Here is a 13,637-nt window from a genome sequence, read left to right on the forward strand (position 1 = left end):
TGAGCTGAATATAACAAGAAGCAAGGGAGAGAACATAAATGGCGATATATAAGTATTATGCAGTACTGACAAAAATAGAAGAAGATGAAGGGTTTAGTGATGAAGGTAATGATGGATACGATGTTTCTTTTCCAGATTTAAATAATGTATTTACGTATGGAGAGACGTATGAACATGCACTTTTCATGGCGAAAGATGTTTTAGAATTAATGTTAGAGAGTATGTTGACGCATGGAGAAACGTTTAATAATCCATCTACATTACAGCAGTTAAATCTTAATGATTCAAAAGAAGCTCATATCGAATTGATTGAAGTGGATGTAGAACCGCGACCCGATTCAAAATTAGCGACACCAGACTCTTATTTATTGAAGTATGTGGATGCGAGAAATAAAGACGTTGAGATTGGCTTAGATAGTAAATTTTTGATGGAGTCTATTACTCGCGTACTGGATGCAGGAGGAACAATCATTTCTCTAGGTGATTATGATATGGATGAAGATGAGGTGTTTTATACAGGGCGGGTCGTAAAATGACACTAATATAAGATGAATAAAGATATGATTACTCGCTTCATAAATTAAATAAAAAATTCATCTAGAAAAAATAGTGAATTAATAATCTGTAATGAAGGTAGAAGAACGCTATTTTTAACGGAAATTCTATTATTGTGTAAGGAAATATAAAAAAGACTTTCCGTATTTTTTATCGGAAAGTTTTTTTATTTCTTTTAAGGTGTTACCTGCAATATTGAAGATGATACACTAGCATATTTCGCTAAATCTTTATTCAAAATAGTCGTCATCTCTATTTGATGCTCATTTGCTTTTTCTGTCGTCCACTTCTCTTCACTAGATATCGTTATGGTCTGCATAATCGCTAATTTTAGACTCTGTTTAATTAGATTTGGATAAGAGTCGATTTTACTGAGCGGAGATAAATTCGAGAATTTCGAGTTTCCGGAAATCGTTATTAAAGCTAGGTTACCTAAGTTATGCAAATCACGGTTATCCCATTTCATTCCGTCAATTGGATGTTGTGGGTAGAAGTGCTCGATAGAATTTCTGAACTGGAACTGCCAGTCATCATTTAATGGAGATACGAGTTGTTTGTTCTTATATGAGTAGCCATCACGGAAGATTAAATAATCTAGATAAGAAAAAACGATTCGTTCTATTTCAAACCCTGATTTCGTTTCATAATTAGATTCGCTGACTTTCTTACAGCAGTACTGCTCGAGTAATTTAATGAGATTCGTTGATTCATCATTTAGTAATTCAGAAAGGACTAGTGATATCCAGTGCATAGTTTTTGGAGAAGTGTAGGTGATACGCAAACAAGATTGAAGTGTTCTTAATTTTTGATTCTGCTTTTCACGTTTCAGTGTTCCAACATACGCTGGTTTATCACTTTTTCTTTTTGTATCCCGGTACTTTTCTAACCGTTGCAAAGACCACTTACCTGTTTCTTTATAATCTTTGGCAAATTCACGTTTTACAATGTACTTGTCATACAAGACACGACATTTCAACAAAGTGAACAAAAAGTACTTGGCGTTGTCAGGACTTGTCCAAGACCATTCTAAAGTTTGGAGAAAGTGTTTGTCGTCCAGACTAGGGTTTGAGTTAATATCCTTTAAGACAGCATTCACCTGTAGTAAGAAATTAGGGAAAGAGATGGTTGATTCAAACCGCTCATTTTCATCTTCAAGTTCTTTGCTCTTCGTGTCCGGTGTTTTGCTGCTATCGAGAATAGAAAGTAACGGTTTTTTAGATTGTGAAGTGCTCTTTTTGTTATCGATTTGATCAACGATCGTATTAAAACTCTCAATTTTAGATTGAAGACTACTCCAATTATGGGTGAAGAGAAGCTTTCTGTGATTTGGATCAAAATTCATTTGTACGTAAGAATTCATATTTGAACAAGTGTCCCAAATCATTGCACCAACGTGTTTATCTTGATCGGTTTTAAGCACTTCGAGTAATTTTGCTTTTGCGATTTCGTGAAGTTCTAATTGCTCACCACGCGTATTCATAATCTCGAAGTAATGATTTAAATCAATATTTTTTGGAACTTGGACTCGAATCAAAAAGACGGATTCTAGTTTTTTAGCAAATTTTTCTTTATTGATCGGATTCGTTTCGAAGTAATTTTGAATGATATGATAACCGTTTAAAATTTCAGCGGAAGCTAATTCTTCTGGTAATGTGTTTGCATTATCAGCACTAAGATGAGCGAGTGTACGATTTGATGTATCACGCGCTTCGAAGCGAAGGGCCTCTTTTGAAAAAGAAAACTTTAGATAGCGTTCAAGTAAATACAAAGTCGTTAAACGTTGTTGACCATCAATGACTTCATAGACGTTGTTGTCGGTCTGATTAACGATTAGATTTCCGAGGAAATATGTCTGGTCTTCATCATCAAGAATGGCACTATCAATATCCTCGATCAACTGGAGGATTTGAAGTTCGTTCCAGGCATAATTCCGTTGATAAATCGGAACCGAATAATTAGTATTTACGAATACATTTGCTACTGGTATGACTTTCAGATTATCGCTCATGTTAGCACCATCCATTCAAGGAAGAAAGTTTGTCATACACTGTTTGGTATTTCTTTTTGTTTTTTAAATCGACGGCTGGTTGCTCTATTACATATAAATCTAATTCTGTCGGTGTATTCATTTCACTGATGATCGTAAAAATACCGAGTCCCGCGTTGAGACGTTCATGCTTACCTATTGCGTACTTGTTAGTCGTTTCCTGATAGACAGCATTCATGACTAATCGGAGAGAGTAACTCCAAGTATAAAAGTAATCGAGTACCGATTTATTCAAGCTTTCAATCCCAAAACGATCAGCAAAAAATAGCAAGGAGCATTCAAACAATTGCATGATGTAAGTATCACCGGTTCCTTTACGTGGTATTTGATTTTCGTCTTCTGCATAAGACTGTTTAATGAGTTTCTGAATTTGTTCTAATAGCTGTCCATAATGAAGGATGTAGTCAAAAAAACGCTTTCCGGCAACTAACGGTTGTGTCAGTTGGAACTGATTCAAAGAATTTGAAGCGAGCAGTTCGTGATGACCATTTTTATTAAATTGTTCTATAAACAAGTTACTAGCTTTATGGTATAACGCATAATTGTAGACATGCGTGGCGTCGATTCCCTTGAAAGCGTCAATTTTACTCGTGGAATAACCGAGACCATGTTTTCCTTTATACCATTGAGTTAACGGATACAAGTAGTTTTTAAATAGGTTACTTAAATCCTCTTGGTTGACAGCTTCCCAACGACTAATGACATTCACCTTTTGTGACTCATCTTCGGCTGTCATTTCACGAAGATGATAAGATTTGAGGAGATCATGAGGGGCTAACGCTTTTCCTCGTGAATTTTGAGAATCAAAAAATTGAAAAGCTTCTTGTTCCTTATCTGTGACGATTTGAACGGTGGTGCATTTTTCTAAAAGATAATTTTTAAAGCGAGTTTGTTCATCAGGGTTCAACTCATTCGTTTTTCTAGAGAGAATGCTGTGATTCGTCAGTATTGCATTTGTAGATAGCTCAGAATACTCTTCTTGCAATAATGATTGATCTGTATCACCTAGACAATAAAGTAATATCGAAAGGGTAGTGAGTCGTTGTTGACCGTCAACGATATTATATGTATTGCTTTGATCTTTTTGAAGAATGACAGACCCAAGACGATATTCCTCTAAATCATTTTGAAATGCTTTGTAAGTATCGATGAACAAAAGATTCGTTGAGCGTGCACTCCATTTATAAGGTCGTTGATATGAAGGAATACGGAGAGGAATATTGAACAAATCACGTAATGGAAGTATTTCTAGCTCGTTTGTTAGTAAAGCCATTAAGAGTCTCCTTTATTTTTTCTTTTAATTATACCTATTTTTTACATATATACTGCTTTTTTTATTTTATGTACGATAAAGATGAAGTATCAAAAAGTGAAGCGAAAATGATTTGAGGAGTGTATAGTATGAAAGCTAAACTTTATCTAATGGAAGGGCTACCGGGTTCAGGCAAAACAACATTTGGTGTGAATCGCTCGTTATCAGGAGTAGAAGGGACGATTGCGATTTTACAGGCGCGACAAGCACTGGAGCGTCAGTTGTTAAAAACGCTTCCCTTTAGAGTAGAGGTATTTGGAAATGAAGAGTTTTCAGTAAAAGCAAGACAAGCTTGGGTGAAGCAGTTGATTTAGTCAACTGTGCGTTCCACTTATTTAAGCGAGAGCTAATAAAGAGGCGATTCTAAGTCAAAGAATCGCCTCTTTATAGTGAGAATGTCTGATCAATAGTGTTTTTATCATGGTTCAATATCCAATGCTTATAATCATCGTAGAGATCACGGATAGCGTCAGGTGTTTCGCCGATCAGGTCACAGCCTCGGTCATCATAGATGTGAAACAGACTCTTTCGTCTCGGATTAAAGAAAAAGGTACGATGGATAAAAGAAGGGCGATCCGTGACATCGTGACTGCAAATATCACGGATTAAAGCTGGATAATGAATCTCTTGCCGCGTACAGGTCAAAGACAATGTGTATGTAGCATAGGGATGCTCTTCCACATATTGCGGTGTACGATCGCACCGCAGGCGATAGCGTAAAGAAGGGGACTTCAAGTACTTCACAAATCCACTATGCACAACCGGTTTCCAACCGCTTGTTCTTTTGTAGGGACTGACCTGCACGATCCATGTGATAAGATCAGATGGATCATGAATGGCTTCGAATAAGGTTAGGGCTTTTCGATAGGCGGACTCTAGATAATTCGGATCATCTAGACCAACGTTTTTGAGCAATGTTGAATCGCCTAGCTCAAAGCGGATTCCGTTCGCATTGTGATAAAATAAGTTCGGATATAAGACGAGCTGGGGAAAGATCGTATACAGCTCTTGGTGATTCAATAGGAACCCCTCCCTTCCATGTATGATGTGCTACACTTGTTTTTTGAATGAACAATGATCCGGCTTCTAAAAGCCGGATCATTATTCATTAGCCCATACTCGTTTCATGATTAACCTGCCATTGTACGCCAAACGCATCTTCGACAATACCGTATGCTTCACTCCAAAACGTCTTTTGAATCGGCATGATGATCTTGCCGCCTTCAGCGAGCCGCGCGAACGTTTCGTGCAATAGCTCCACATCGGCTAAGTGAAGGGCTAGCGTAATGTTTTGTCCGAACGTCACAGGGGTTTGTGGCATCGCGTCTGAGAACATGAGACGTGTGCCATGGACGATAAGCTGCGCATGTAAAATCAGTGTCTGGTGCTCCGGTGGATACGGTTGACCATCCGGTCCAGGACCTGGTCCGAACTCCATGATTTCCGGCATTTCTTCCTGAAACACCTCCGTGTAGAACGTCAATGCTTCACGGGTATTTCCATTAAAGACAAGATACGGATTAATCGGCATGGGAAAGCTCCTTTCAAAAGGAAGAATGTGTTTCTTTTAGTATACCAAACATTTGTTCGCATAAAAAGAGTGGGTTGCTGATTTATTTAGTATAAATGATAACGATTTCAATTTATCTGATTTTTATAAAAAATAGGTTGCAAGTTCCAGAAAGACTTCGTATACTAAATTTATCGAAAGCGCTTTCGGTGAAATGGAGTGAGTAGTATGGGAACAATTTATGATTTAGCGAAGATGACCGGATTTTCGATCACGACGGTCTCGAAAGCCTTAAATAATTATTCAGATGTCAGTGAAAAGACGAAAGCGAAGATCGTCCAGGCAGCAGCTGAGATGGGATACTTGCCGAATGCACATGCTCAATCGCTCTCGACGAAACGTTCGTGGACGATTGGTGTCATGTTTTCAGAAGCACATGGTGTCGGCATGATGCATCCGTTCTTTAATGCGATCATTGAAAGCTTCCGGAAAGCAACAGAGCAACAAGGTTATGATCTGATTTTTGCATCACGAAATTTACGTAATCGGGACATGAGTTACTTGGAGCACTTTCGGCACCGAGCGGTTGATGGCATTGTCGTCATCTGTTCGGACCAGTTGGATCTGCACGTTCAAGAATTGATTCAAAGTACGATTCCGATCGTTGTCGTTGATATGTACAGTCCGGATTGTAGCGTCGTCTATTCCGACAATATTACGGGTGGGCGACTAGCCGTCGAGCATCTATATGAATTAGGTCATCGCCGGATTGCGCATATCGCTGGTGACACGACGACGGATGCTGGTGCAGCAAGGATCGAAGGTTATAAACAAGCAATGACTCAGTTCGGTTTGCCGATTCCGGACGGCTATATTGCAAACGGTGGGTTGTTTTCCGGAGAAGAAGGAAAACGGGCGATGCAAGAGTTGCTGGCGCTACCGAGTCGACCGACTGCTGTCTTTGCGGCAGGTGACCAAATGGCAATCGGCGCTATTGAAGCGATTCATGAAGCTGGCTTACAGATTCCAACAGATATCTCACTCGTAGGCTACGATGATATCGAGATGGCGAAGTATATCACACCGAAGCTGACGACTGTCCGGCAAGATACGGAAACAATTGGTCAGCAAGCGGCTTCAGTCTTGATCGAACAGATTGTCGATAAACAGCGGATGACGACACAAGACGTCATTCCCGTCGAGTTGATCGTTCGTCATTCGACAGGTCCTGCACCTGAGTGACGTGCGACGATTTCGGAATCGCTCTCGCTGGTTGTCAGGGAGAAAACGCGAGAGCGATTCCGAAATTATTTTTACGGCAGTTCCGAAAGGGCTTTCGATTATTGTCTTGTCATTTTCGAAAGCGCTTTCGAATTAAACGATTAAATTGAAACCGCTTACTTAAAAACTATTAAAAAAGGATGGGATGAAATGAAAAAGGCGTTCATTAGTGCAGTCACGATTGGTGCCATGACAGCAACTGTCTTAGCGGGATGTACGGGAAGTGGCGAAGACACTACAAGTGGTGGCAAAGAGGTCTTAAAGATTTGGTCATTTACGGATGAATTAAAAAAGCCAATCAAAAAATTTGAAGAAAAGAATGGCGTCAAAGTCGAATTGACGATCGTGCCAATGGCCGACTATCCGACGAAGTTGAAACCAGCTCTTGAAAGTGGCGTCGGAGCACCGGATATCTTCACTGGTGAAATCGCCTTCTTGAAACAATGGGTCGACGCTGGCTACTGGGCCAATTTATCCGAAAAGCCGTTTAATGCAGATGACGCCGCAAAAGACTACATTCCGTATGTATTTGACATGGGGAAAGATAAAGAAGGAAACGTGCGTGCGCTCTCTTGGCAAACGACACCAGGAGGCATTTACTACAAACGAAGCATTGCGAAAAAAGTACTCGGAACAGACGACCCGAAAAAAATCGGCGGCATGATGAATTCAATGGATGGGGTGTTTGAAGTCGCCGATAAAATGAAGCAAAAAGGCTATAAAATGTTCCCAGATGAAGGATCGATTCGCTGGTTCGTGCAAGGCAATGATCCACAACCATGGGTCAACGACAAGCAGGAGCTCGTCTTGACCGATGCGCGAAAAGAATATATGGACTACGCAAAAGAACTCCGTACGAAACAATATACGGCCCTTGCACCGGAATGGTCACCATCGTGGTACGCCGGCATGGATAAACCAGTCAAAGTCAAAGAGAATGGCAAAGAAATTCAGACAGAGGTCTTCTCGTATGTGTTACCGACTTGGGGACTGCATAGCGTCTTGAAGGAAAACGTGAAAAAATCCGCAGGAGACTGGGCTGTCACGAGCGGACCGAGTCCTTACTTCTGGGGCGGAACATGGTTAGGCGTCTACAAAGATTCGAAAAAACAAAAACTCGCGTATGATTTCGTCAAAATGATGACGCAGGACGAAGAATTCTTGACAGATTGGGCAAAGGAAACGGGTGACGTCTTAGCATTCAAGCCAGTCACGGATAAAATCAAGACTAACTTTAAAGAAGATTTCTTGGATGGACAGAACAACTACGAATTTTTCTTAAAGCAAGCAGACCGAATCAAACCAGGCATCGTTACGAAGTATGATCAACAACTTGACACGCTCTATGGAGCTGCCGTGACAGAGTATGTTCGCGGAAAAAAATCAAAGGACGAAGCTCTTACGGAATTCTATAAAAAAGTCAAAAACGCGTACCCTGATGTAAAAGTACCCGAATAACGAGCAGGTGGGGCGCATCCTGCCTCACCTTTTCTCATGGAAGAAAGGAGCTTAACCTGTGAAAAAAATCGATCGCACTGGGTATCTCTTCATCGCACCGTTTTGGATCGTCTTCCTGATCTTCAGTATTTATCCGGTCGCCCTGACATTCTATTATAGCTTTACGAACTACACGGGAGCTGAAGGGGAACAAGTCGTTGGTCTTGCGAACTATACTCGGCTACTGAGTGACAGTTACTTCATCGAAGCGTTCTTTAACACGATCAAGATTTGGGCTGTCAACTTTACCTTACAAATTGGCGGGGCATTGTTGCTTGCATTGCTGTTCTCCGACCTCCAATTGAAATTGAAGGGGCTCGCGTTCTTCCGAGCGACCTTTTATCTGCCGAACTTGATTACGATCAGCTCCGTGGCGTTACTGTTTGGAATCTTGCTCGACTGGCAACATGGCTCGCTCAACATGATGTTGATGAAGATCGGTATCATTTCAGAGCCAATCAACTGGTTGACACAACCTGTTACGGCACAAGTATCTGTCTCGCTCATCCTGACATGGATGTGGCTCGGTCACTCGTTCATCGTCGTCATGGCAGGCGTGTCTGGCATCTCGAAAGATTATTTTGAAGCGGCCTTGATTGACGGAGCGACCCGATGGCAAATTTTTTCTCGAATCACTTTGCCGCTGCTCAAGCCAATCTTATTGTATATCATGATCACCTCACTGATCGGTGGTTTGCAATTGTTCGACCTGCCGATGCTGATCACAGATGGAATCGGGGCGCCGGACGGGGCACTGAATACGATGGTGCTGTATCTCTATAACCAGGCATTCAAATACAACAACTATGGCTATGCTGCAGCTGTCGCTTATGGGTTGTTTGCCATCACGCTTGTTTTTTCAATCATCGTCTTCAAAGGGATGTTCCGAAAAGAACGTTCACCGAAAGGAGCCTGACCGATGGAACGAAATGCAGAAGCACGCCGGCTCGTGCCACAAACGGAAGAACAACCAGAACGCTCGGAGCATCCGCTTCGATTGACGCCGCCTCCAAAACGGAAAAAACCATGGCTTGGAAAAACGATCATTTACCTCGCATTGATTGCCTTGACGATTGCCTGCATCATTCCATTCTTGATGATGATCGTCAACGCAACCCGGTCAAATGAAGAAGTCCTGTCCGGCTTTTCTTTGATCCCGGGCAACTCGCTTTCTGACAACTACGCGGCGTTGAGTTCGTACGTCAATATCTGGTCCGGCTTTAAAAACAGCTTGATCATTGCTGTACTCGTGACCGTCTTGTCGGGATACTTTTCCGCCCTGACCGCATTCGGTTTTGCATTCTATCAATTTAAAGGAAAAAATGTCTTGTTCGTGTTCATGCTGATCATGATGATGATTCCAGGACAGCTCGGATTGATCGGTTTTTATGAGCTCAGCAAAAACTTAGGATTGCTCGATAGCTTCATTCCGCTCATCGTACCGGCTATTGCTAGCCCGTTCACCGTGTTCTTCATCCGGCAGTACGTCCAGACGGTCCTCCATCCAAGTTTGATTGAAGCAGCGCGTATCGATGGAGCAAGCGAATGGCGGATTTTCCATACGATCGCCTTACCGATGATGATGCCCGCGATCGCGACGATGTCGATCTTCACCTTCATCGGTTCTTGGAATAACTACATCATGCCGCTCGTCTTACTCTTCTCGCCAGAAAAGTATACGCTCCCGGTCTTGATGGGATTCTTGAAAGGTTCACAAGTCGCAGAGAACTTAGGGTCACTGTATCTCGGCATCGCGATTTCCGTCGTGCCGATCATGATCGCTTTCTTGTTCCTCTCGAAGTATATCGTTAGCAGTATCTCGGCTGGTGCCGTCAAAGAATAATTCATCAAAGGGGATGACATACATGAAATTTGCACCAAACTTTGTATTCGGAACAGCCACATCGTCGTATCAAATCGAGGGCGCTTACAACGAAGACGGACGGACGCCTTCCATCTGGGATGCGTTTTGCGCAGAAGATGGCAAGGTCTTCAACTGGCAAAACGGTAACGTCGCTTGTGATCATTACCATCGTTATGAAGAGGACATCGCCCATATTAAGAAGCTTGGCGTCGATACGTATCGCTTCTCGATTGCCTGGCCACGGATTTTTCCGCAAAAAGGAATTTATAATCCTGAAGGCATGGCGTTTTATAAGCAGCTTGCAACACGCTTGCGCGAAGAGGGCATTAAGCCGGCTGTCACACTGTATCATTGGGATTTGCCACTCTGGGCGTACGAAGAAGGCGGCTGGGTCAACCGAGAATCGGTCGACTGGTTCCTTGATTTTGCACGGGCATGTTTTACGGAGCTTGACGAAGTCGTCGACTCTTGGATTACGCATAATGAGCCGTGGTGTGCTGGGTTCCTCAGCTATCACATCGGGGAACATGCACCCGGTCATACTGATCTAAACGAAGCCGTTCATGCGGTGCATCATTTGCTCTTATCTCACGGAAAAGCAGTCGAAATGCTGAAGGAAGAGATGAAATCGACGACACCGATCGGCATTACACTCAATCTGGCGCCTAAATATGCAAAGACAGATTCGGTCAATGATCGGTTAGCGATGAATAATGCAGACGGCTATGCGAATCGTTGGTTCCTTGATCCGGTCTTTAAGGGACATTATCCGGTCGATATGATGAATCTTTTCTCAAAATATGTCCATTCGTTTGCTTTCATCCAGGAAGGGGACATGGAAACGATTGCTGTACCGTGTGACTTCCTCGGGATTAATTTCTATAGCCGTAACCTCGTCGAATTCAGCGCAGCAAATGATTTTCTACAAAAAGCTGCGTATTCGGACTACGACAGAACCGCGATGGGCTGGGACATTGCACCGAACGCATTCAAGGACTTAATTCGCCGATTGCGAGCGGAATATACAGATTTACCAATCTATATTACAGAAAACGGAGCCGCATTTGACGATGAGCTGATCGAAGGACGGGTCGCCGACCAAAACCGAATCGATTATGTTGCGCAACACTTGCAAGCAATCTCGGATTTGAACGAAGAAGGCATGAATATTGATGGCTACTACTTATGGTCGCTTCTTGACAACTTCGAGTGGAGCTTCGGTTACGAAAAACGCTTCGGAATCCTTTATGTCGATTTCGAAACACAGGAACGAATTTGGAAAGACAGTGCTCATTGGTATGCGAACGTGATCAAGCGACATAAAGCTACGCTTCCCCAAAGCGTATAAGGAAAAAGGCAAGGACGACTCATCGTCCTTGCCTTTTTCCCCGGATTAGATAAAAAAATCAATAGAGATCGGGTGAAAAAATGTGTAAAAGAAAAAGGATTAAAACCCATCATATGGAATTTAAAGGATAGAAGTGATATCTATTCGTTTTCAGGGGAGGAAACGTCATGCGTCAGAGGGACTTACCGTATCGGTTCATCTTTATTTTAGCTTTACTTGTCATGATCGGAATTAACGGATGGTCCGCCATGCTCCATCCGGACGGAACGATTAACGGATGGCAAAGCATTGCCTCCGTCGCCTGGCTTATTGGTTTAGTCGGGTCTCTATTCTATATCAAAGAAGATAAAGCGCTTCGACTTATGGTCTGGTATATCCGGATTGGTCTCGTTGCGGCGTTATTCATTTATGGTGTTTCGTTACTTGAAGGCGCGTTTTCTGAGACGATTTGGTTTGATGAGCTTGCGAGTGTTCAGTTCATATTCTATTTCCTGTTCGTCGTCCCGTTGTTTGGATTAAATGCCTGGACGGATGTTCTGTTTGGTGAGTTTTCGTTATGCATGAGTGTTCTGTACGGTATCGCCTTGATCACGCTTCACGTAAAAGTCTGGAATGATGCATCACGGCATTTAGATTATTGATTCAAAAAGGTGACCTTGCGTCGCCTTTTTTTGTTGTTTCGTCAACTTTTTTCTCGACTCGCCCGTCTTAATGATGTATACACAGAACGATATCGAAAAAAGGAGCCGCGGCCTATGACCTCTCGCCAAATCAGAAAACGGGAAAAAATATTCGTCCGTTTTTTGAAGCAATATAAACCGAATCTCTACTGGGTAGCCTACAGTTATATGAAAAATGAACAGGATAGTCTGGATGTCATTCAGGACAGCATCCAAAAAGCGTTACAATCACTCGACCGACTCGAGGATGATGAACGGATGAAAGCCTGGTTCTATCAGATTTTGACACGAACAGCGATCGATGCAATTCGGAAGCGGCAACATAGTATCAGTTACGACACGGAGCGACTGATCGAACTTGTCGCGACGAAAGAAGATACATACCCGGATTCCGATTTACGACAGGCGCTCGAGGAGCTCCCGATCATGTACCGGGAAGTCGTTATCTTACACTACTTCGAGGATTTGATCTTAAAAGACGTCGCGACGATTTTAGAGCTGAATCTAAGTACGACCAAGTCTCGCCTCTATAAAGGGTTGACCTTACTGAAAATGAAATTGAATGGAGATGATCTAGATGTCAAACAAACTTGATGATCTGAAACAGGCTTACCAACAACCACCGGTCCCAAAAGAACTCGATGAAATGATTGCCCGAGTCGAGCGTCGAACTCGTCCTTCGCGGACGAAGCAATCCGTGTTGATTACAGCGGCCGCCATCACGTTATTCATTGGCGGATTAAATAGTAATGCGTCGTTTGCAGACGCGATGGCGAAGGTGCCGGTCTTCGGTCAACTGACTGAGATCGTGACGATCGACTGGAAAGAGACGAAGACACAACAGTCGGCTGATATTAAAGCACCCCAAGTGACGTTACCGGACAAAGCGCTCGAGCAACAACTAAACGAAAAGTATATCGCGGAAGGACAAGCGTTATATGAAAAGTTCAAACAAGATACGCACGGACAAGAGGGAGTATTTGCGATCGATAGCCGATACGACATCAAGACGGATACGGACGACCTGTTGTCGATTGGTCGAATCGTCACCGAGACACGGGCAAGTGCATCGGAAAGCGTCCAGTACGATACGATTGATAAGAAGCAACAGCTTGTCCTGACGTTACCATCCTTGTTCAAGAATGACAGATATATCACGACGATCAGTGATTATCTAAAGGAAGAAATGCGTCGGCAAATGAAGGCAGATGAAGGGAAAGTCTACTTTGTCGAAGGAACACCAGATGTACCGGAGAGCGAACAGTTCAAGCGCATTTCCGCGAAGCAAAATTTCTATATTACAACAGACCACAAATTAGTCCTGTCGTTTGATGAATACAGCATCGCTCCAGGATATATGGGCATCGTTGAATTTAAGATCCCGACTTCAATCTTAAAAGACGACCTCGTCAGCTCATCCTATATTCGTTGATTGTCAGATTTTAAAAATCATTGACGTAAAAATGAAAAAAGGAAACAATTTCTAAAAATGACCTCTTATAATCAAAAGACAAATCGTTGTTTTTTGAAAAAAGGAGGGATC

Annotated in this window: 14 protein-coding genes; 10 read left to right on the forward strand and 4 right to left on the reverse strand. The window is 42.5% G+C overall.

The annotated features are described in order from the left end of the window. Positions 1 to 38: 38 nt before the first annotated feature. Positions 39 to 536: a type II toxin-antitoxin system HicB family antitoxin gene (locus Q7C19_RS11985; protein WP_375092214.1), complete on the forward strand. Its 498-nt coding sequence runs from the start codon at positions 39 to 41 to the stop codon at positions 534 to 536. Positions 537 to 730: 194 nt separating this feature from the next. Here Q7C19_RS11985 and Q7C19_RS11990 read toward each other — a convergent pair whose 3' ends face one another. Next, a complete protein-coding gene (locus Q7C19_RS11990) occupies positions 731 to 2,563 on the reverse strand; it encodes a DUF262 domain-containing protein (RefSeq protein ID WP_375092215.1) in 1,833 nt (610 codons plus the stop codon). A gap of 1 nt (position 2,564) precedes the next feature. Continuing rightward, positions 2,565 to 3,875, reverse strand: a complete 1,311-nt coding sequence (locus Q7C19_RS11995; RefSeq protein ID WP_375092216.1) for a DUF262 domain-containing protein — start codon at positions 3,873 to 3,875, stop codon at positions 2,565 to 2,567. Positions 3,876 to 4,003: 128 nt separating this feature from the next. Between Q7C19_RS11995 and Q7C19_RS12000 the strand changes: the two genes are divergently transcribed. Beyond that, positions 4,004 to 4,228 carry a hypothetical protein gene (locus Q7C19_RS12000; protein ID WP_375092217.1) on the forward strand — a complete coding sequence of 75 codons (225 nt, stop codon included), beginning with the start codon at positions 4,004 to 4,006 and terminating at the stop codon, positions 4,226 to 4,228. 70 nt (positions 4,229 to 4,298) lie between these two features. On the opposite strand, the gene Q7C19_RS12005 is transcribed toward Q7C19_RS12000, so the two are convergent. Then, complete coding sequence (locus Q7C19_RS12005) at positions 4,299 to 4,934, reverse strand: DUF3885 domain-containing protein (RefSeq protein WP_375092218.1); 636 nt, start codon at positions 4,932 to 4,934, stop codon at positions 4,299 to 4,301. An 88-nt stretch (positions 4,935 to 5,022) separates the two neighbouring features. Further along, complete coding sequence (locus Q7C19_RS12010; protein WP_375092219.1) at positions 5,023 to 5,445, reverse strand: VOC family protein; 423 nt, start codon at positions 5,443 to 5,445, stop codon at positions 5,023 to 5,025. Positions 5,446 to 5,652: 207 nt separating this feature from the next. On the opposite strand from Q7C19_RS12010, the gene Q7C19_RS12015 reads away from it, so the two are divergent. The 8 genes from Q7C19_RS12015 (at position 5,653) to rsiV (ending at position 13,526) form a co-directional block, all read left to right on the forward strand. Beyond that, positions 5,653 to 6,666, forward strand: a complete 1,014-nt coding sequence (locus tag Q7C19_RS12015) for a LacI family DNA-binding transcriptional regulator (protein ID WP_375092220.1) — start codon at positions 5,653 to 5,655, stop codon at positions 6,664 to 6,666. Positions 6,667 to 6,855: 189 nt separating this feature from the next. Beyond that, entirely contained in the window at positions 6,856 to 8,163 is a 1,308-nt protein-coding gene (locus Q7C19_RS12020; RefSeq protein ID WP_375092221.1) for an ABC transporter substrate-binding protein, read from the forward strand. 58 nt (positions 8,164 to 8,221) lie between these two features. Continuing rightward, the gene (locus Q7C19_RS12025) at positions 8,222 to 9,118 is read left to right on the forward strand and encodes a carbohydrate ABC transporter permease (protein ID WP_035411191.1); all 897 of its coding nucleotides are present in this window, start codon (positions 8,222 to 8,224) and stop codon (positions 9,116 to 9,118) included. A 3-nt stretch (positions 9,119 to 9,121) separates the two neighbouring features. Beyond that, entirely contained in the window at positions 9,122 to 10,045 is a 924-nt protein-coding gene (locus tag Q7C19_RS12030) for a carbohydrate ABC transporter permease (protein WP_290774496.1), read from the forward strand. A gap of 22 nt (positions 10,046 to 10,067) precedes the next feature. Then, the gene (locus Q7C19_RS12035) at positions 10,068 to 11,414 is read left to right on the forward strand and encodes a GH1 family beta-glucosidase (protein WP_035411188.1); all 1,347 of its coding nucleotides are present in this window, start codon (positions 10,068 to 10,070) and stop codon (positions 11,412 to 11,414) included. 167 nt (positions 11,415 to 11,581) lie between these two features. Then, entirely contained in the window at positions 11,582 to 12,055 is a 474-nt protein-coding gene (locus Q7C19_RS12040) for a hypothetical protein (protein WP_375092222.1), read from the forward strand. A gap of 114 nt (positions 12,056 to 12,169) precedes the next feature. After that, positions 12,170 to 12,688 (forward strand): RNA polymerase sigma factor SigV, encoded by a 519-nt coding sequence (locus Q7C19_RS12045; RefSeq protein ID WP_375092223.1) that lies wholly within the window; start codon positions 12,170 to 12,172, stop codon positions 12,686 to 12,688. Beyond that, complete coding sequence (rsiV, locus tag Q7C19_RS12050) at positions 12,672 to 13,526, forward strand: anti-sigma-V factor RsiV (protein ID WP_375092224.1); 855 nt, start codon at positions 12,672 to 12,674, stop codon at positions 13,524 to 13,526. The genes Q7C19_RS12045 and rsiV overlap by 17 nt, the downstream gene beginning before the upstream one ends. Positions 13,527 to 13,637: the final 111 nt, after the last annotated feature.

This window comes from Exiguobacterium sp. PHA03, assembly GCF_041945985.1.
In the GTDB taxonomy this organism is placed as follows: Bacteria; Bacillota; Bacilli; order Exiguobacteriales; family Exiguobacteriaceae; genus Exiguobacterium_A.